The sequence below is a fragment of the Sphingomonas sp. PvP018 genome, assembly GCF_017876865.1.
GTDB classification, from domain to species: Bacteria; Pseudomonadota; Alphaproteobacteria; order Sphingomonadales; family Sphingomonadaceae; genus Sphingomonas; species Sphingomonas aerolata.
Genome location: NZ_JAGIOU010000001.1, coordinates 481,656 through 500,164 on the forward strand (window position 1 = coordinate 481,656; position 18,509 = coordinate 500,164).

The 18,509-nt window shown below is 62.3% G+C and carries 18 protein-coding genes and 1 tRNA gene; 10 read left to right on the forward strand and 9 right to left on the reverse strand.

Annotation, left to right across the window (positions count from 1 at the left end; translation table 11 throughout):
* The first annotated feature begins 8 nt into the window (after positions 1–8).
* The gene (locus tag J3A66_RS01950; RefSeq protein WP_209566739.1) at positions 9–494 is read left to right on the forward strand and encodes a hypothetical protein; all 486 of its coding nucleotides are present in this window, start codon (positions 9–11) and stop codon (positions 492–494) included.
* On the opposite strand, the gene J3A66_RS01955 is transcribed toward J3A66_RS01950, so the two are convergent.
* The gene (locus J3A66_RS01955; RefSeq protein ID WP_209566741.1) at positions 458–1,744 is read right to left on the reverse strand and encodes a phospholipase D family protein; all 1,287 of its coding nucleotides are present in this window, start codon (positions 1,742–1,744) and stop codon (positions 458–460) included. The genes J3A66_RS01950 and J3A66_RS01955 overlap by 37 nt on opposite strands.
* A gap of 87 nt (positions 1,745–1,831) precedes the next feature.
* Between J3A66_RS01955 and J3A66_RS01960 the strand changes: the two genes are divergently transcribed.
* On the forward strand, positions 1,832–2,299 hold the full coding sequence (locus J3A66_RS01960; RefSeq protein ID WP_209566743.1) for a hypothetical protein: 468 nt from the start codon (positions 1,832–1,834) through the stop codon (positions 2,297–2,299).
* 610 nt (positions 2,300–2,909) lie between these two features.
* On the opposite strand, the gene J3A66_RS01970 is transcribed toward J3A66_RS01960, so the two are convergent.
* From J3A66_RS01970 to J3A66_RS01980, 3 genes are all read right to left on the reverse strand, one after another.
* Positions 2,910–4,673, reverse strand: coding sequence for a hypothetical protein (locus tag J3A66_RS01970; protein ID WP_209566746.1), 1,764 nt, complete (start codon positions 4,671–4,673; stop codon positions 2,910–2,912).
* Positions 4,674–5,014: 341 nt separating this feature from the next.
* Positions 5,015–5,719, reverse strand: coding sequence for a DUF4893 domain-containing protein (locus tag J3A66_RS01975; protein ID WP_209566748.1), 705 nt, complete (start codon positions 5,717–5,719; stop codon positions 5,015–5,017).
* Entirely contained in the window at positions 5,716–6,501 is a 786-nt protein-coding gene (locus J3A66_RS01980) for a 3-hydroxybutyrate dehydrogenase (protein WP_166747527.1), read from the reverse strand. Before J3A66_RS01980 ends, J3A66_RS01975 begins: the two co-directional genes overlap by 4 nt.
* Before the next feature lie 168 nt (positions 6,502–6,669).
* Between J3A66_RS01980 and J3A66_RS01985 the strand changes: the two genes are divergently transcribed.
* On the forward strand, positions 6,670–7,602 hold the full coding sequence (locus J3A66_RS01985; protein WP_209566750.1) for a neutral zinc metallopeptidase: 933 nt from the start codon (positions 6,670–6,672) through the stop codon (positions 7,600–7,602).
* A gap of 41 nt (positions 7,603–7,643) precedes the next feature.
* Here the strand turns inward: J3A66_RS01985 and J3A66_RS01990 are convergent, their stop codons facing one another.
* Positions 7,644–8,645, reverse strand: a complete 1,002-nt coding sequence (locus J3A66_RS01990; RefSeq protein ID WP_209566752.1) for an NADP-dependent oxidoreductase — start codon at positions 8,643–8,645, stop codon at positions 7,644–7,646.
* A 282-nt stretch (positions 8,646–8,927) separates the two neighbouring features.
* Between J3A66_RS01990 and J3A66_RS01995 the strand changes: the two genes are divergently transcribed.
* Positions 8,928–9,003: transfer RNA gene (locus J3A66_RS01995), tRNA-Ala, on the forward strand.
* Between the two features lie 113 nt (positions 9,004–9,116).
* On the opposite strand, the gene J3A66_RS19505 is transcribed toward J3A66_RS01995, so the two are convergent.
* Together J3A66_RS19505 and J3A66_RS19510 are read right to left on the reverse strand one after the other, a co-directional pair.
* A complete protein-coding gene (locus J3A66_RS19505) occupies positions 9,117–9,566 on the reverse strand; it encodes a DUF4153 domain-containing protein (protein ID WP_348633970.1) in 450 nt (149 codons plus the stop codon).
* A complete protein-coding gene (locus J3A66_RS19510) occupies positions 9,545–10,021 on the reverse strand; it encodes a DUF4153 domain-containing protein (RefSeq protein ID WP_348633971.1) in 477 nt (158 codons plus the stop codon). Before J3A66_RS19510 ends, J3A66_RS19505 begins: the two co-directional genes overlap by 22 nt.
* A gap of 589 nt (positions 10,022–10,610) precedes the next feature.
* On the opposite strand from J3A66_RS19510, the gene J3A66_RS02005 reads away from it, so the two are divergent.
* From J3A66_RS02005 to J3A66_RS02015, 3 genes are all read left to right on the forward strand, one after another.
* Positions 10,611–11,228, forward strand: a complete 618-nt coding sequence (locus J3A66_RS02005; protein WP_166747436.1) for an OB-fold-containig protein — start codon at positions 10,611–10,613, stop codon at positions 11,226–11,228.
* Between the two features lie 26 nt (positions 11,229–11,254).
* Positions 11,255–12,991 (forward strand): flotillin domain-containing protein, encoded by a 1,737-nt coding sequence (locus J3A66_RS02010; protein WP_209566754.1) that lies wholly within the window; start codon positions 11,255–11,257, stop codon positions 12,989–12,991.
* 300 nt (positions 12,992–13,291) lie between these two features.
* A complete protein-coding gene (locus tag J3A66_RS02015; protein WP_209566755.1) occupies positions 13,292–13,618 on the forward strand; it encodes a hypothetical protein in 327 nt (108 codons plus the stop codon).
* A 17-nt stretch (positions 13,619–13,635) separates the two neighbouring features.
* Here J3A66_RS02015 and J3A66_RS02020 read toward each other — a convergent pair whose 3' ends face one another.
* Entirely contained in the window at positions 13,636–13,848 is a 213-nt protein-coding gene (locus tag J3A66_RS02020) for a hypothetical protein (protein WP_159043688.1), read from the reverse strand.
* Between the two features lie 234 nt (positions 13,849–14,082).
* Between J3A66_RS02020 and J3A66_RS02025 the strand changes: the two genes are divergently transcribed.
* From J3A66_RS02025 to J3A66_RS02035, 3 genes are all read left to right on the forward strand, one after another.
* Entirely contained in the window at positions 14,083–14,376 is a 294-nt protein-coding gene (locus tag J3A66_RS02025; RefSeq protein WP_051916268.1) for a hypothetical protein, read from the forward strand.
* A 48-nt stretch (positions 14,377–14,424) separates the two neighbouring features.
* On the forward strand, positions 14,425–14,841 hold the full coding sequence (locus tag J3A66_RS02030; protein ID WP_031393345.1) for a secondary thiamine-phosphate synthase enzyme YjbQ: 417 nt from the start codon (positions 14,425–14,427) through the stop codon (positions 14,839–14,841).
* 163 nt (positions 14,842–15,004) lie between these two features.
* Positions 15,005–15,616 (forward strand): hypothetical protein, encoded by a 612-nt coding sequence (locus J3A66_RS02035; RefSeq protein WP_209570343.1) that lies wholly within the window; start codon positions 15,005–15,007, stop codon positions 15,614–15,616.
* Positions 15,617–15,755: 139 nt separating this feature from the next.
* Here J3A66_RS02035 and secA read toward each other — a convergent pair whose 3' ends face one another.
* Positions 15,756–18,494 carry a preprotein translocase subunit SecA gene (secA, locus tag J3A66_RS02040; RefSeq protein ID WP_107933656.1) on the reverse strand — a complete coding sequence of 913 codons (2,739 nt, stop codon included), beginning with the start codon at positions 18,492–18,494 and terminating at the stop codon, positions 15,756–15,758.
* Between the last annotated feature and the right edge of the window lie 15 nt (positions 18,495–18,509).

Consider the following 18,509-nt stretch of genomic DNA (forward strand, 5'->3'; position numbering starts at 1 on the left):
TCGCGCGCGTGGCGGCCGAGCTCAAGCGGCGCGGCCTCGCTTCCAATGTCGGTCAGGTCGCGGAAAGCCTTGCTCTTTCATTCTTCAATGGCACGCCCGGGCGCCCGAACCTTCAGCCCGCACCGACAGGCACGCAGAATGTCGATGTCCTTTCGCGTCGGGGCGATCGCTATTCCATCAAGGGTGTACTCGACGGGCGCAAGACAGGGACCGTCTACCCCGATCGCGACGATCGCGATAAACAGCTGTTCGAATATCTTCTGATGGTCCGGATCGATCCAGAGTGGCAGCTAATCTGCATCCATGAGTTCGACTGGAAGACATTCTGCGAGGTGCGCAGCTGGGACACGCGCATGAATGCGTTGTGTGTGGGCCTCGCGGCAAAAACGCTGGCGCGAGCGACCACTTTCGTCCCGCCGACGCGGCCTGACGCAATCGGGACATCGCAGGATCCGGATCAGGTGCCGCCTGCCGGCTTACGGTCAGAAACATAGTCGAAGTCCTTGAGCCGGCGCCGCGCGATCCTTGCTTCCTCGTCAGAAAACAGTTCGCGCCATTGCGGCTGGAGGATTAGAGCTTCGACTGACAGATCGAGGCGGCTGTGCTCCCACAGGGTCTGAAATCCGCTCGTCGCCGTACCACGAATGAGGCGTCGTGCCGTCTCGACCCCACCGTGTTCGGCAAGCATTTTAAGGAAGTAGGTCGGCCGGTATCCGAACGTCGTCGCCTCATCATAAATGTGCTGCATCGCGCGATCGAACGCCCGCGCGCGCGATGAACCGGCCTGCTCACCGATCAGTGCCATGGCATCGCCAAAGCCGACGATTGCATTTCCCTCACCGTCTCCATGCTTCGCAACGGCAGCCGCCGCGATTGCAGCCAACGCAGCCTGTTCCTGCTCTGAAACCGGGAACTGACCGAGTGGCTGCAGGGCAAGCCGTGCCACGGGCAGCACCAGCCGCAGCCGTTCGAGGCGGCCGCGAGGCATGGCTTTCCAGCTTCCGGAATATTTTGGCTTTCTGCCGCTGACATCGAAGTCGATCAACAGATCCCCCGAGGCGATATGCTCATTCCACCCCTCATAAGCGCCGCCCCCGGAATCGAGGCGACCATTGGCGATCTCATCGTCGATCCAGGCCTGATCCTCGGGGGAGAGGTCTTCACGCCACCAGACCACCTTTACCCGCTTCCATATCGCGTGCCGGGGAGCTGTCCGCCATGCCTCGAACAGCGATGAGGCGAGGCGCTGCCAGGTAGGGGCTTGCCACGCCCTCGCCTTCCAGATTAGCGCCGCCCGATCGAGGTCGTCGGTGCCGACGGGATATCCGGCGGTGAACAGGTCGGTGAACCGGCGGTCGATATCAGCCAGGACCTGCGGATCGGCGATGCTGATATTGGCTTCGTGCCAGCCGGTCGCTGCATCGGACTCAAGGGCTAGGCCGTTGGCCGAGGCGTTCGAGGAACCGAGGACAGCACCTCCGGCTGTCCAATAGGCCTTGGCGTGAAGTGCCGGGTGGGACCGCAGTTCAATGCCGGGCAGATCGAGAAGCCGTCGCAGCTCGGCCGGATTGCATGCGCCGGAATCGAGGTTGCAGAGAATTTCAAGCACTAGCCCCGGACGGTCGAGGCCGAGCCGGCTAATCGCGCCCTTGCCCCAGAACGCGACCGCAAGACGGGCGTGATCGGCTTCCGCAAGAAGGGTACGGATCGCGTCCAGCGCGGTGGTCTCATCGAGAAGCTTCATCACATGGACTTGCACAGTCCAACAGAAGTCCGTCAACTTGCTCGTATACCGCTCGCAATCGGAGCAACGGACAGGACCGGTGGAACCATGCGGCACGATAAAATCGAAGAGGATCTTCGGGCGCTCGTTTTCGAATTCTTCTTCTGGTTCTCGCGGTTCGAGTCGGCACTCAAGGAGAATGGCTGGCTTCAGTCCAAAGCTGTCGGTGCTCCCGCCCGTCCCGACTGGAAGGCCTTCGTTCTCAGCCATGCCGCGAACTATACGCCGTCGGCCGCGGCAGCGCAGCTCGTCCCAGAAAATCCGCTAAAGCAGGTCATTGGCGAACACGGACTGACGTTCGCCGATGTCGTGTTCGATGATAGAGCTTCACACCTCGCGCGCGTCACTGTGCTGCTCAACACGCTGCGCAATAACCTGTTTCATGGGGGAAAACACGGGAGTGCTTATTGGGACGATCCAGCCCGAATGCGGCTACTGCTTCCGCTGTCAGTTACGGTTCTCGGCGAACTGGTTGCGCTCGGTCGCCTCGAAGCTGACTACACCGGCTATTACTGATGCCGAGGCCTCCCGACAACGGTTTCGGGTTCCCCTGGAAGCCTGACGACGACTGCCCGTGCGGGAGCGGATCGCAATTCTCGGACTGCTGTCTGGGAAATGACGGACGCCCCGCCATGGCGGTGGGCAATCTTATTCTGCCAGCGTCGGCGACCGGGGGAGACTCAGAAAGGCTGCTACATGACAGCGACGGCAGACTGCGGCGGCGCTAAGCCGCGAGCACTATATCTCGCGCGGCCGCATAGACGGTCCAGAACTTCGGGTGCGAGGGGTGCCCTAGCAGCAGGAAAAGGTCGCGCGGTATTCGCCAGACAATCTCGTCGCCCGTAGCCTCCGAGCTTCCTTGTCCTCTTAGACGTTGAAAGTTGTTGCGGTGCAGGAGCGTCATGACGGCCGCGGTAAACGGCTGCCTCGGGAGCAACAGCTTGGCGGGCGAACGACCGATATTGGGGCGCCTAGCTGCCGTCGCGAGCGTAATAAACAAACGTCCGCTTCCGTCGCCTTAGCGCCCGAAAGCGGACCGGCCGCAATCCACCAAACGCACACGCCGGATACTGCCGTCAGCGACGTTCGAATAGAAAATCCTGGTTATGAATAGCTAAATCTAAAGTCAACGTGTCCTAACTTGCAGGTGCATCACATGAAGATGGTGTTTCTTTAATCCCAACGCATAGTCGGGAAGCCGTTTCAGAACTTTTAGGCGCTCCTGCAAAACATCTTCAAGGCCTCCGGACGCGAGTAAATTTTGATAGCTACGTGCGGTGGTACCTTCACGGCTATGACCCGCGATATCGGCTACAATATTCTGGTTTATATCGGCGCGATCAAGCTGACTTAGTCCTGTGCTACGTATAGAATGAAAGTCTGCTTCCTTTCCCGCTGGGGTTTTCGGTACATCGATACTAGGTTGAGCACGTAGCCATTCGACCAACTTCCTCCAGCTAACGCTGTAGTACTGATTGCCACCTCTTTTGACCGCGTTCAGCCAGAGCTCCGGAAATAGGGGCGTTTCTCCTCGCGCGATGGCGGCTTCCACAAACTCGCGTATGCCAAGGTCTAAAAGGCGTGGATGAATCGGCAGGAACCGCCCGGAGTCCTCCGTTTTTAGATTCCGTAACTGGTTGGGGTAGATAAGCATGTGCGGCGTACCATGATCGAACACGAAATCAGTTACATTATGCCCCGCGTGTTCATCCCGGCGGCCCAACTGATATGCGCCGAGCAGCGGCATCCAATAAGCAGCATCGTGGTAAACGACGCCCCCTTCTTTAAGTCTGCGCTGACTGCCGGCGTTCCCGACATATATCGGTGACCGAAACATCGTTTCGAGATGAACCGGCTTCCATGGAATGCGACCTGAGCTTTTCTGCTGACGGGTGACAGTCGCTGCAAGTCCCAAAGGATTGATGAAGTTCTCTGGCCAATGACCAACCGCCACCATTTCCTTAGCGAACGTCGAAATGTAGCTAAGATCCTTGTTCAGCGTCTTGTTTGCTCGCTTGTTAACCTCCGTCAGCTTGGGGAATTGTTTTACGGCCTCGTCGTACGGCAAGTGCCAGATGCTCTGAACACGAACGGTCTTCGGCATCGCCCACAAGGCATTCCGAAACTTCGCCAAGTCCAATTGCGAATACTCCAGGCATGGCTTGTCACCAACCATCCAGACGAACTGCTTCATCAAACGACTCGCGTCGTCGCCAACACCCTGAGTCCAGTTTCCGCCACGCACAATGTTGGCAATGATCGGGTCGATCAAACTGCTCAACAATGCAGAAACAACCGGCCGATGCTCGGTCGGCGTGACTGTTCCGGTCGGAGCATGAGAAGGCGCCCCCTTCGCAGCAGGTGCGCCCGCGACGCTCTGCCGCGGTGCTGTCAGCGTTCCCCCTTGCGTCAGCAAATAGTGGAGCGGATCGCCTGACGAAGTCACACGAGGATCGTTAAAGAACGCGGCCCTTCGCTGTCCTTCGCTGATAGCCCGATGCATCAGCAGCCGATCCTGAGCGCTAGTCTCGGCTATTGGACGAATTCCGATATGGCCCAACCTGATCTGCAGATTCGCATCGCTGATGACACTTCCGCTGCCAGAGGATCGGATCAGCCGCCGAAGATGACCAAGATGGTTGCTATCCCGACCGTCGCCGCGGAGCCGCGCCTCGTCGGCTTCGTCCATTACTGCGATACCGCCGTGGCGCCCCGCAAGGTCATGGAAGTCCGCATTCACCAGACAGGCAGCATCGACCTGCTCGTTCGAAGTCGCTGGATCAAAATAACCTTGGGTGGCGATGCCAAGCGTGAGATCGATCACGCCGTTGATAAGATCCTTGACCTCCGAGGCGGACCGAACCCTGATTGTTCCGTCGTACTCGATCATCTGCATAACCCTGTCGAGGGCTGCAGTGGCCGCTGCTGCCCGAAGCCGGGCTACGGGCCAGTGAGAAGTCCGTAACGACCATGTTATGTGTAGAAGCCCGAATTTGGGCAAATATAATTTTCGCCGGTACTGATAGCGCCCGCCCGAGCGCCGATAGGTATACGGAATTTTGATCACGATCCGCCCTTCTGGTGCGACGGCGAAGTGCGACGTTCAAGTGCGCACTCGGCCGCTGCATCCGACAAAAGCAGGAGGTTTCAGTATGTTACCGGCCTAACGGGGCAGAATCCTGTCTCCCCGACCATGTTGCGCAGTGTCGCAGCGATCCGGAGATGCCGGGTCTATTCCATCGGTACGATCTCGACGATGTCGAGTAGAGATTCAAAGCGTGGATGCGGCAGTATCAGCCGCCAGCGCCGGTCACCGATGCGCTCCATCACACCCGCCAGGTCGCGATTTGCGTCCGTGCCGTAGCGCATCGGGCGCTGCTCGTCGCCCAACGCCATGCTGCCGAGGAAGATCGCACGCGGTCGCGGAGCCGCATCTGCCCGGCTTTCGCGGTACAGCGTCCCGGACGGACGTTGCGATCCCCCCAGCCGCGTGAACGTCAGTTCTCCGTCTCCCCCCGTACGTGCAGGCTGTTCGATGCGGCACGAGAACCAGCCATAGGCAATGAAGCGTGACGCGCCCGCTCCAGGCGCCCCGAGCTTGATCGTGCGACACCGATAGGTGCCGATCGGTGGCAACGGATCGGGGAGTGCCCGGTCCGGATCGAACAAGTGAGGATCCGCGGCGATCTCACGCTGCGGGATCTGCGCAAGCGCATCCATCCACGCATCGCGCCAGTCGCGCAGCCTGGCGCGGTCGGCAACCGTTGCTGCCGTGCGCCATCCTGCCCCTCGTCCGGTGGGATCGGTTCGCTCGACTTCGGGGGGCGGCGCGCTGGCGATCCGTTTTCCGCCCCCGCAGGCGACGAGCAGGACGCATGTCGCCAACGCCCCGATCGCGCGTCGCGCGTCGACACCGGCACCGCCGACACCTGTCATGCTGCCGTCCAGCCGCCGTCCATCGACAGATTTGCGCCGGTCATCGCGCTAGCCTCGTCGCGGCACAGGAAGAGTGCGAGCGCTGCGACCTGCTCCGGCGTGACGAAGGCCTTGGTCGGCTGCGCGGCGAGGAGAATGTCGTTCACAACCTGCTCGCGGGTCATCGCGCGCGCCGCCATCGTATCCGGAATCTGATCCTCGACCAGCGGCGTCCAGACATAGCCAGGCGAGATGCAGTTGACCGTGATGTTGTCGGTCGCGGTTTCGAGTGCGATCGTCTTGGTCAGTCCGGCGATGGCATGCTTGGCCATGACATAGGCCGACTTGTTCGGGCTAGCGACCAGCGAATGCGCCGACGCCGTCGAGATGATCCGCCCCCAGCCCCGGCGCCGCATATGCGGAATCGCCGCCCGCATCATGTGCCAGGCCGACGCCATGTTGATCGCGATGATCCTATCGAAGGTCGCGACGGGAAAATCCGCAATTCCCGCAACATGCTGGATGCCCGCATTGTTGACGACGATATCGCAATTCCCCGTCTCGGCCACCGCACGTTCGACCAGTGCGGCGATCTCGTCGGGGCGGGTCATATCGGCGGCATCGTAAAGCGCAGTCGCACCGCTGATCGTGCTCAGCGCCGCACGCTCCGCCTCGATCGTCGCGGCGTCGCCAAAGCCGTTGAGAACGACGCAGGCCCCCTCCCCCGCAAAGGCCCGCGCATAGGCAAGACCGATCCCCGATGTGGATCCGGTGATGACCGCCGTCCTGCCCGCCAGAAACATTGTCTCGTCCCCCATCTTGACGCGGCCGGAACGCCCCGCCTGCCGTACAAGGCTTTGTCATGCCTTCCAAAGGTCGGCAGAATACGATTAGACCCGGCAAGCCAATCGGATGCAACTCCGCATCGTCCCATGCTTTTCGTTACCACTCCAGAATGAAAGTCTTAAACCATGCGGCTCGATGATTTCGACCCCAACATCAACGTCGAGGATCAGGGCCGCGGCGGCGGTTCAGGCGGTGGAGGCGGCGGCCTTCTGTTCGGCCTACTGCCGCTGATCGGCAGCCGTTTCGGGTGCGGCGGCATCGTCGTCGTGTTGATCGTGATGGCGCTGTTCGGCGGCCTCGGCAATATCGGTGGCATGCTGGGTGGCGGCTCGGCGCCCAGCGCACCCTCCGGGCAGATAGCGCAAGGCGGGGCCGGCCGCGGCGGCGAACAGGGTTCCGGCACCGACGCGCAGTCGATCTGCACGCTAAACCCCGAGCGACGCGCCGCGTGCAACGCATTCAGTTCGGCGCAGAAGACCTGGGCCGCGATCTTCGCGAAAAACGGCGAACAGTTCCAGGCGCCCAAGCTCAGCTTCTTCGACGACAATGGCCGTTCGGGCTGCGGCGCAGCACAGGCGGCAATGGGCCCCTTCTACTGCCCGACCGACAACGGAATCTTCTTGGACACCAGCTTCTTCGACGAACTGGCCAACCGGTTCGGCGCGCGCGGCGACTTTGCGCAGGACTATGTCATTGCGCATGAATTCGGTCACCACATCCAGAATCTGGTCGGCACGTCGAGCCAGGTTTCACGCGCGCAGCAGCGCGCTGGTTCGAGCGAGGGCAATGCGCTGTCGGTTCGGCTGGAGCTCCAGGCTGATTGTTTCGCCGGTGTCTGGGCGGCCGCCAATCGCGACCGTCTCGAGCCCGGTGACATCGAGGAGGGCATGACCGCCGCGCAGGCGATCGGCGACGACACGCTCCAGAAGCAGGCTCAGGGCCGGGTCGTGCCGGACAGCTTCACGCACGGCACCTCGGCGCAGCGTCAGACCTGGCTTCGCCGTGGTCTAGACAGCGGGGACCCGAAGGTGTGCGACACCTTCTCCGGCGCGATCTGAATGAATGCCCCCTCCCGCACTACCGGGAGGGGGCTAAATGCTCAGAGCTTGACGAGCATCTTGCCGGTATTTCCACCCGAAAACAGTCCGAGAAACGCGTCGGGCATTGCGTCGAGGCCATCATGCACGGTTTCCTGCCGCTGCAACGTGCCCGCCTTCAGCAGGGCGCCCATGTCCGTATAGAACTCCGCAGCCCGATCCATGAAATCGCTGACGATGAAGCCGCGGATCTGGATACGGTTACCGATCAGCCTTGCGAGATAGCGCAGTTCAGTCGCCGCGCCGCTGTTGTAGACGTCGATCATGCCACAGATCGCGAACCGGGCGTGCAGCTTGGCGTGCGCCAATGCCGCATCGAGATGTTCGCCACCGACATTATCAAAATACACGTCAATGCCGCCCGACCCGACCGCGGCCACAGCTTCGCCTAGAGCTTTCACGACCGGCGTACCGGACTTGTAGTCGATCACGGCATCAGCGCCGAGCGACTTAACCCAGGCGCATTTTTCGGCGCCGCCTGCCGAACCGATCACCGTCATGCCCTTCGCCTTGGCGACCTGGACGACGGTCGACCCGACCGCGCCCGCCGCGGCCGAAACGAAGACGGTATCGCCGGACTTGGCGGCGGCAACCTCAAGCAAACCGAAATAGGCGGTCATGCCCGGCATGCCGAGCTGCCCCAGAAACGCCTGTGGATCGACCGCCAGGTCCGGCAGCTTCTGGACCTGGTTTGCGGGCAGCGTCGCTTCGTCGCGCCACCCCGCCATATGCTGGACGAGATCACCCGCCTCCAGACCCTCGGCCCGGCTCTCGACGACTTCGCCGATCGCACCACCCTGCATCGGCTTGCCCAATTCGAACGGCGGGGTGTAACTTTTCACGTCGTTCATGCGACCGCGCATATAGGGATCGACCGAGAGCCAGCGGTTGGCGATGCGCACCTCGCCGTCGGCCAGTTCGGACTGTGAAATGTCGATCATCTCAAAGTCGGTATGCTTGGGCATGCCTTGCGGACGCGTCTTCAGGCTCCATGCACGGGACATTCTTCACTCCTGTCGTTGAGGTTTCATGACTCGGGTATGGCGCAGAACGGATCCCCCGCCAAGCGGCAGAGGCACAGATTACCTGCCCGTCTGCAGCGAGCCTGCCCGTCAATCGCCCGCGCCCTGATCGAAGTTCCGCCGGCCGTTGCCGGGTGCGCCCGTGCGAGCCACGTGCGGGATGAATGTCCCGTGTCCAAAACATGAGGGGGAGAGCGCGGCGGTGGATTGCATGCCGGCGGCGCGATCGCTAATATCGCAATAGCCGGCGTCGCCGGACCGCGCGGGGCCGTAGCTCAGATGGGAGAGCGCTGCAATCGCACTGCAGAGGTCAGGGGTTCGATTCCCCTCGGCTCCACCAGCGCGACCTTTTCGATACTGTTACCGTTTTCAATAAAGCGGCAATTGAGGGCGTGTTCGGCGCCGGAGCGGACGGCGGCGCTGATAGAATCTCTATCCAGGGCGGCGGCAGGATCAGCCCGTACAGCGCCGTCCGTCCGGTGCTGACCGCAACCGCGGCGCCTTGGTGCCGAACATCCCGCGGACGGTCGCAAGCCGTCGCGCGTTGCGCGGGGTCCACAGACGCCAATTGGCCTGCGCATCTGCCGTTTCGGTCTGACGTTCCCACCGCAGATACGTCAGACGATCGCGCAGCCGCGGCTCGTGTGCATGCTGCTCCAGCGTCGCGATCGAGACGAGCGACGATGGCCCGAGCCGTCCCATATAGCAAAGGTCGAGCGGCGGCCCCGCCTTACCCATTTCGAGCGCTGCGCAGACATTCCAAGCCGACGCAACCGCGCCAAGATCCACAACGCTCGCCGTCACCAACACAGTCACAGCCGCCAGCGCATTGGCGTTGATCAGCCACGCCGCCGACCTATCGACAAGCAATCGCCAGCCGATCAGCGCCAGGCCCGTGGCCACGAGCGCCATCCATGAAGTGCCGACAGTCGCAGCACCGTCATCACGTAGGCGTCGACATAATCGAGCGTTCGCAATGCACTCGACGCGACCAGCAGCAGGTTCTGGACGAGCCAGACCGTCACCAGCCGCCGCACCAGCGGACGCGACGCGGCTGTACTGCCCGGACGTAATGCCAACAACACGAACACGCCGGCGAGCGCTGCCGTCACGATCAACGAATACGCGCCACGGTGCGCATAGTCCGCCATCGTCACACCCGAGCGCAGTCCCGCGCCTCTCCACAGGAATACAATGTCGAGCACATTCTCAACCGCGAAGATCGTATTGAATGTCACGAGCGACAGGATCAGCGTCACCGCGCCTGGCTCGAACACCGTACCGATCGAGCGATCGTCGAATCGCGATCGACCCGTCGTGTAACGACTTGGCCACAGGCTTGCCCAGATGGTGCGCATCGTCGAACCGGTGCCGCGGCAGGAGTGCGGCAAGCGAGACAGCCGTCCATAACAGAACCCAGCCGAGGAGGCTTGGATCGTCGACGAGTACCACCGCCAATCCGGCGCCGGAAAGCAACGCCAGTCGCGCCGATCCGTCTTTCCAGATCCCCCGTCGCGTCAGGAACAGGGCGGTAATCCAGGCCAAAGCGAACCCACCAACCACCGCGCCATTGCCGTCGTCGATCGGTATCTCCGCCAGGAAAGGCAGCGCCGATCTTGGCCATCAGTCTTCCATGACGACTCATCTTCGCGCTCCCCGATTGTCGAGGTTCTGCTTTGCAGCGGTCCCGTGAGCGTCAGATCGCGAGGTCCGCGTACGATCCGTTCGCTTGTCGTGCAGATCCCGTGCAGATGATGAATCCAAACTCGGGCGGTGTCCTCAGCGCGCGTTGCGAATGTCTTGGCGCAGGGCTAGCCTCCCTTTGGGGGAGCATCGACACATGGAGTTCAAAATCCGGATCGGCCAGCGTTTCGTAACGAAGCGTTGTCGTCTGTCCGATACCAGTTCGCCGATGCACAAGCAGAGCCCCCAACAGCGCCACGGCTTATGTTCGCGATCTTCCTGACGCCCGCTTACGCGCCGTTCGCGATCGCGTTCGTCATAATGGTCGGGATCGGGCTGATCGAGGCGATCGGCCTTGGGCTCGGCCATCTCGATCTCGACGCGGACGTTTATGCCGAAACCGATAGCGGTGTGCTCGACTGGCTCGGGCTCGGTCACGAACTGCCGATCCTGATCTGGCTGACCTCATTACTCGGCTGCTTCACGCTCACCGGGATAGCCATTCAGCAGGGCGCGACCGCGTTGACCGGCGGCCCATTGCACTGGGGTCTCGCCTCGGGTGGTGCGCTGGTCGCCGGCAGCCTGCTCAACACACTCGCCGCCAACGGGCTTGCCCGGATCATGCCCGGCTACGAAACCAGTGTGATCTCCACTGACGACTTCCTCCGCCGCCGCGGCACCATCCTCGAAGGCACCGCCCGCCGGGGATCGCCGGCCCGTGCAAAGATCGTCGATCAGCATGGTCAGGCGCACTTCATCATGGTCGAGCCGCACGACGACGCCGACGTGATCGCCACCGGCGAGACCGCCCTGATCGTCCGCCGCGACGGCAAACTCTTCTACGCGCTGCCCGACGCCAACGCGCTCCTGCAGTCGATCTGACCACAATCATAACCGGGGAGGGTTTCATGCCCGCACAGCTTCTGAACGTCCTTATCTACGCCGGTATCGTGCTGTTCGCGCTTGTCGTGATCGGCATCATTCTGACCCGGCTCTACCGTCGCGCGACCAAGGACGTTGCGCTGATCCGCACCGGCTTCGGCGGCGAAAAAGTCGTGCTCAACGGCGGCATCATGGTGATCCCGGTGCTTCATGAGTTGATGCAGGTCCGCCTGACGACAGTGAAATTAGAGGTATCGCGCCTTAACAAGGATGCGCTGATCACGCTCGACAAGCTGCGCGTCGATGTCGTCGGGCTGTTCCACATCAAGGTGAAGCCCGACGCGGAATCGATCGCCGCCGCCGCGCAGACGCTTGGCGATTCGGTCAACAGCCCCGATGCGGTGAAGTCGCTACTCGACGGCAAGCTCGTGTCCGCGCTGCGATCGGTCGCCGCGACGATGACGATGGAGCATCTTCACGCCAACCGCGCCGACTTCATCCAGAAGGTGCAGGAGGCGCTGATGACCGACCTGGACATGAACGGTTTCCAGCTCGAGTCCGTCAGCATCACCCATTTCGACCAGACCGCGTTCGAGCATTTCAACGAGAACAACGCGTTCGACGCCGAGGGGCTGACCGTGCTCACGCGGACGATCGAGGAGCGCAAGAAGATCCGCAACGACATCGTCGCAACCAACCGCGTCGAGATCGAGCAGCGCAACCTCGACGCCAACAACCAGTCGCTCGAGATCGCGCAGGCCGCCGAACAGGCTCGCCTGACACAGGAGCAGACGCTGTCCGCGCGCCGTGCGGAACAGGCCACCGCGATTGCCACCGCCGAGGCCGAGCAGACCCGCCTCGCCGAGATCGCCCGCATCACCGCGGGCCAGGCGCAGACCGTAGCGCAGACCGAAGCCGACAAGGTGATCCAGACCGCCACGATTGCCCGTGACGGCGCGATCCAGACCGCAACGATCGAGCGCGACAGGACGATCGAGATCGCACGCATCACAACTGCGGTGCAGACCGCACAGAAGTCCGAAGAGGAGTCGACCGCCACTGCCGCGGCCAACGAAGCCCGTGCGCTCGCCGTCCGAGCCGAGGAAAGCGTCGCTACTGCCAAGGCGACCGAGATCGCCAACCGGAACAAGAACGTGGCCGTGATTGCCGCCACCCAGCGCGCGCAGGAAGAGGCCGTCGGGATTACCGTCGCTGCGACCGCCGAGAAGGAAGCCGCGGAAGCTCGTGCGAGCGCCCTGCGTACTGAAGCAACCGCCGAAGCAGATGCAGAGAAGGCACGCGCGGAAGGCCGCGAGGCGGCCTTCAAGGTCGACGCGGCAGGTCAGGCTTCGCTGAACGAGGCGACCAACCTGCTGAGTGACTCGCAGACCGCACTGCTGATCCGCCGCGCGATGCTCGAAGCGTTGCCCGCGATCATCGCTGCGGCGAGCAAGCCGATGGAGAACATCGACAAGATCAGCATCCTCGATGCGCGGGGCCTGCACGGCGACAGTGGCGGTGATGGCGCGTCCGGGGGCGGCCAGAGCAATCTTGCCGATACCGCGGTCGCGGCGGCGATGCGTTACCGCGTCGGCGGGCCGCTGATCGATGGCTTGATGGCGGAACTCGGCATGACTGGCAGTTCGTTGAACGGCATGCTCGCCGGGAGCAGCGCGGAAACGGCGCCTGCCCGAGCCTCCTCCAACGATGCCCACAAGCATTCCGTTTCACTTAATGGTGGGACGGGCAACCCGCCGGCCTGATCGGAGGCACTCGAAGGCCTAGCCCTTGAAATTCGATCTGCGCTTCGAAGAAGACGGGGCGCAGATCTTTGCTAGAGACGTTCTGAGTGTAAGGAGCGGGTCCGCCCCTGCCCTGCGTCCCATGCGCGCGATCGACGGCCCATTGGCTGCATTACCGCATCGGCCTTGGGCTCTACCGCGGGTGCCGTTATAGACGTGCTGTTCGACCCCAGTCCGCAACGACAACGCCAAACTCGCCCGTATCGGACGGATCGTGCGATTCGTCGCGTGAGATGCTGCGATCGGCGCACGCATGCGGCGATGGTCTGGACCATTGGCGCAACCTGCGGCATCGCGGTCGTGCCAGGGGGCTGGAGCGTAAACGTGTTCAAGACAATGTGGAAAATGCCGGCAAAACTGCTCCGACGCGCGGCTGCCGAAAGCCCTGTCAACGGCGAGGATGCGGTGCCGGTCGCGGATGAGCAGCTCGCTACAGGCTCGCTGGAAGACATGATAAAAGCCGCGGACGAACTGTCCGCCGAAGATGCCGACTTATTGATCATCGAATGCGTCGGTCGTGACCGGCCCATCACTTGGGCGGAAATTCAGGGACTGCGCCATGCGACGACCTTCCCGGTCGACGCGTAGCTATCAGTCGACCCCTTTTAGCGGCGAAACTTGCCGAGCAGTCGTTCGAGCAGGCTTGGCTGCATCGCGATCAGCTGCTGCTGGCGAAACCGGTCACGATCGGCCGCGGCACGCCGGTAAAGGGCGTCAAGCCGGTCTGCGCCATAGCGGTCTGACAGGCGTGGCGGAGACTGATCGACGCGGTGAAACGCGGGCTGGTCGCGCTCGGGTCGGTGGGACATAACAGGCATTGATCGGGTTCCGGTGACAGGATGCAGTCAAAATACACACGCTTTTTACCACCTTTTCAACACGCTTGGTCGTGAGCGGTTCCCGAAAGCGTGCTGAATCGAGGCGTTTTGGCGAAAACCGGCGGAACTTTCCAGCCTTCCACAAGACCCGTTTCCTGGGTCGAGACTCCGCCATTCGGGACCACCCGCAACGTCTGCTGTACAATCACGACGCAGGTCGGGTAGGCGCCGACCATGGGTGAAATCGACAGACTCGTTCCTTCCGGCGTCATCGAACAATGGGTATTCCATCTACGGCGGCAGCGGGCCCGTGCGGCGGATACCATCTGGTTGATCGATCAGGGTTTCACGCTTCACGATGGCAAGTGCGGCACACCGACGCACGACGCGACGGCACGCTGGCGCGCCGAGCAGGAAACCGTCATCGCGGAGGTCAGCGATCTTCTCAAACTCTATGACGAGATCAATTTGGGTCGCGACGTCCCGGCGGATGCCGATAGCGACCAAGGCCGTGACGACAGGCGTTGAGCATCGTCACGGACCTGACCGGCTAGGCAGTTACATAGGAGCGCAGCGATGCGGCAGTCCACGACCCAGATCACGATCGATACCCGCCGGCAGGGGCTGGTCGACATTACCGCCCCGATCCGGCGCTGGGTCGATGCGCAGGCGATGCAGTCCGGGTTATTGACGGTGTTTTGTCGCCATACCTCCGCATCGCTGCTCATCCAGGAAAATGCCGCGCCCGAGGTCCGAACGGATATCGAGGCTTATTTCGAGCGCATCGCACCGGAATCAAGTTCGTATCTGCACGATGACGAAGGGCCCGACGACATGCCGGCGCATCTGCGCGCCGCTCTCACGCAGGTACAATTGTCGATCCCAGTAATCGACGCCACGCTCGCGCTCGGTACGTGGCAGGGAGTCTACTTGTTCGAGCATCGCCGTCGTCCCCATGGTCGCTCGCTGGCGCTTCATCTGATCGGGGACTGATTCTGCGTCGCGGACGACGGCCTATGACGGCGCCGGGGTGGTTTATTCAATCACCGTCATAGACCCGTGGACCAATCCCGTTCATCAACCGTTCCACCACTGAAGGCTAATGTAAGGCGTTTCGCCGCATTCGCCGCGAACGGAGACGACAATCATGTTCATCATGCCTAGTCGCAAGGTCCTGCTGGCAGCTCTCGCCACGAGCACGTTGCTGGTCGCGGGTTGTGCGACCGAAACCACCTACCGCCCGGCCACTGGCCAGGGGTTCAACCGTACCGGCTATAGCGATCGCCGGATCGAGGATAACCGCTTTCTCGTCAGCTTCGCGGGAAACAGCGTCACGTCGCGCGACACCGTCGAACGCTACCTCTTCTTCCGCGCGGCGGAACTTACGCTCCAGCAGGGATATGATTATTTCCTGATGGCGGACCGCGATACCAATCTTCAGTCGCGCACCTATTCGACCCCGGGGATCGGCGGCGGGTTTGGTTATGGCGGCTTTGGTGGCTATTGGGGCCCGTCGTGGCGCTATCGCGGCCGCGGCTTCGGATGGCGGAGCTGGGATCCCTATATCGGTGGCGGCTTCGGTGGCTTTGGCGGCGGCGGTTTCGGCGGCCCATGGGGCAATGATTTCGACGTCCGCACGATCGACCGCTACGAGGCGACGGCCGAGATCGTGATGCGCAAGGGGCCGATCCCGCGCGACAACATCCGTGCGTTCAATGCCAAGCAGGTCGTCGACAATATCGGGCCGAGCGTCATCCTGCCAAAGTAAGCAGCGTCGCGGCCGCACTGCCGCAACCAAGCCTACAAGCAAAAGCCGGACCGTCCATATGGGACGGCCCGGCTTTTTATTGCCTGCTATGCTGCCAACCGGGCGCGGCCGCTAAACGGCCGGCCCGTCAGCGCAGCGTTCAGACCGCGCCGTGGCACTGCTTGTATTTGCGCCCCGACCCGCATGGGCATGGCGCGTTGCGGCTGACCACGCCTTCCCAGTTCGCCGGATCCTCGCCGATATCCGCGGCCTGAGGCTGCGGGATCTGCATCGGCGGGAGTTGCGACGTGATGTGGCCCGACATGCCGCGTGCCTGGTCGAGGCTGTCATTCTCGCCGGTGAACGGGTCGAAATGCGTCGTGATGAAATCGGGCAGCTCGGGCAGGCCGACCGGCGCCTGGATCTGGAACTGTGCGTGGGCGATCGTCTTGGTCACGTCCTCGCGGATCGTCTCGAGCATCCGCTGGAATAGCGAGAACGCCTCCTGCTTATACTCGTTGATCGGCGTCTTCTGCGCATAGGCGCGCAGATGGACGACCTGGCGCAGCGCGTCGAGCGTCGCCAGATGCTCCTTCCAGTGATGGTCGAGATTCTGCAGCAGAATCGACTTCTCGACCGACGTCCACGTCTCGGTGTCGAGGTCTGCGGATTTCGTCGCGATCGCCTCGTCCGCCATTGCACGGATGCGTTCCTCGACGATCTCGGGATCGATCGCCTCTTCGAGCAGCCACGCCTCGATCTGCGGCTCGAGGTTGAGCACCTCGGCAAGCCGCGTCTTCATCCCTGCAATGTCCCACTGTTCCGGATAGGAATTGGGCGGGCAGGCTTCGCCAACGATGACGTTGACCGTCTCCGCACGCATGTCCGTCACCACGTCGCCGACGGTATCGGCATCCATGATGTCCGCACGCTGTTCGTAGATGACCTTGCGCTGCTCGTTCATCACGTCGTCATATTCGACGACCTGCTTGCGGATGTCGTAGTTACGCGCCTCGACCTTCTTCTGCGCGGTCTCGATCGCCTTCGACAGCCACTTGCTCCCGATCGCCTCGCCGTCCTCGATATTGTTGCGCATCATCTTGGCGAACAGCGTGTCCGGCCCGAAGATCCGCAGCAGATCGTCGTCGAGGCTCAGGTAGAAGCGCGACAGGCCGGGATCGCCCTGACGACCCGAGCGCCCGCGCAGCTGGTTGTCGATGCGCCGGCTCTCGTGACGCTCGGTACCGAGCACGAACAGGCCGCCCGCGGCGAGCACTGCCTGCTTCTCGGCCTCGATCTCGGTCTCGATCCGCGCCGCCTCGGCGGCATATTCGGGCGTGCCCTCGACCAGATCGGGATGCTCGTCGAGCATGCGGAATTCGAGATTGCCACCGAGTTTGATGTCGGTACCGCGGCCCGCCATGTTGGTCGCGATTGTCACGGCCGACTTGCGTCCGGCCTGCGCGACGATGTGCGCCTCCATCTCATGGAAGCGCGCGTTCAGCACCTTGTGCTCGACCGCCTCGCCGACGAGGAACTCGCTGAGCAGCTCGGATTTTTCGATCGATACCGTGCCGACGAGCACCGGCTGACCGAGGTCGGCGTGATGCTTGATCTTCTTGGCGATCGCCGCGAACTTGTCCTTGGTGTCCTTGTAGAACTCGTCTTCCTCGTCGACGCGCTTGACCGTGACGTTGGTCGGGATGCTGACGACGTTGATCTTGTAGATGTCGTAGAACTCGGCCGCCTCGGTCGCCGCCGTACCGGTCATGCCGCCGATCTTGGGGTACATGCGGAAATAGTTCTGGAACGTGATCGAGGCCATCGTCTGGTTCTCAGGCTCGATCTGGACGCCTTCCTTGGCCTCGACCGCCTGGTGAAGGCCGTCCGACCAGCGCCGGCCGTCCATCATGCGACCGGTGAACTCGTCGATGATGATGACCTTGCCGTCCTTGACGATGTAATCGATGTCCGACTTGAACATCACGATCGCGCGCAGCGCCTGGTTGAGGTGGTGGACGACCTGCGTGTTCTCGAAGTCGTACAGGTTGGCGCCTTCAAGCAGCCCTGCCGCCTCGAGCATCCGCTCGACCTTCTCGGTGCCGTCCTCGGTGAGGATGATCGTCTTCTGCTTCTCGTCCTTGTCATAGTCACCGGGGACGAGCTGCTTCACGACCGCATCGACCTGGATATACAGCTCGGACTTGTCGTCGGTCGGCCCCGAGATGATCAGCGGCGTACGCGCTTCGTCGATCAGGACCGAATCGACCTCGTCGACCACCGCGAAGTTGAAGCGGCGCTGCACCATCGAACTGCGCTCGTACTTCATGTTGTCGCGCAGATAGTCGAAGCCGAACTCGTTGTTCGTGCCGTAGGTGATGTCGGCGGCATAGGCGGCGCGACGCTCCTCGTCCGACAGGTTCGGCACGATCACGCCGATCGTCATGCCAAGGAAGGTATAGACCTGCCCCATCCACTCCGCGTCGCGCGCCGCCAGATAGTCGTTGACCGTGACGACGTGGACGCCGTCGCCCGGCAGGGCGTTCAGGTAGGTCGCAAGCGTCGCGACGAGCGTCTTGCCCTCGCCGGTGCGCATCTCGGCGATCTCGCCGCGGTGGAGGACGATGCCGCCGACCATCTGCACGTCGTAATGCCGCTGGCCAAGCACGCGCTTGGCCGCCTCGCGCACCGTGGCAAATGCCTCTGGAAGCAAGTCGTCGAGCTTCTCGCCGTTAGCGAGTCGGGCACGGAACTTCGCGGTCTGCCCGGACAATTCCTCGTCCGACATCGCGACGAGCGAAGGCTCGAACGAGGCGATCTTCGCGAGGATCGGGTTGAGCGACTTGACGTAGCGGTCGTTGGACGACCCGAACAGCGATTTGGCAAAGCCACCGAACATGGGCTGATTTCCTGA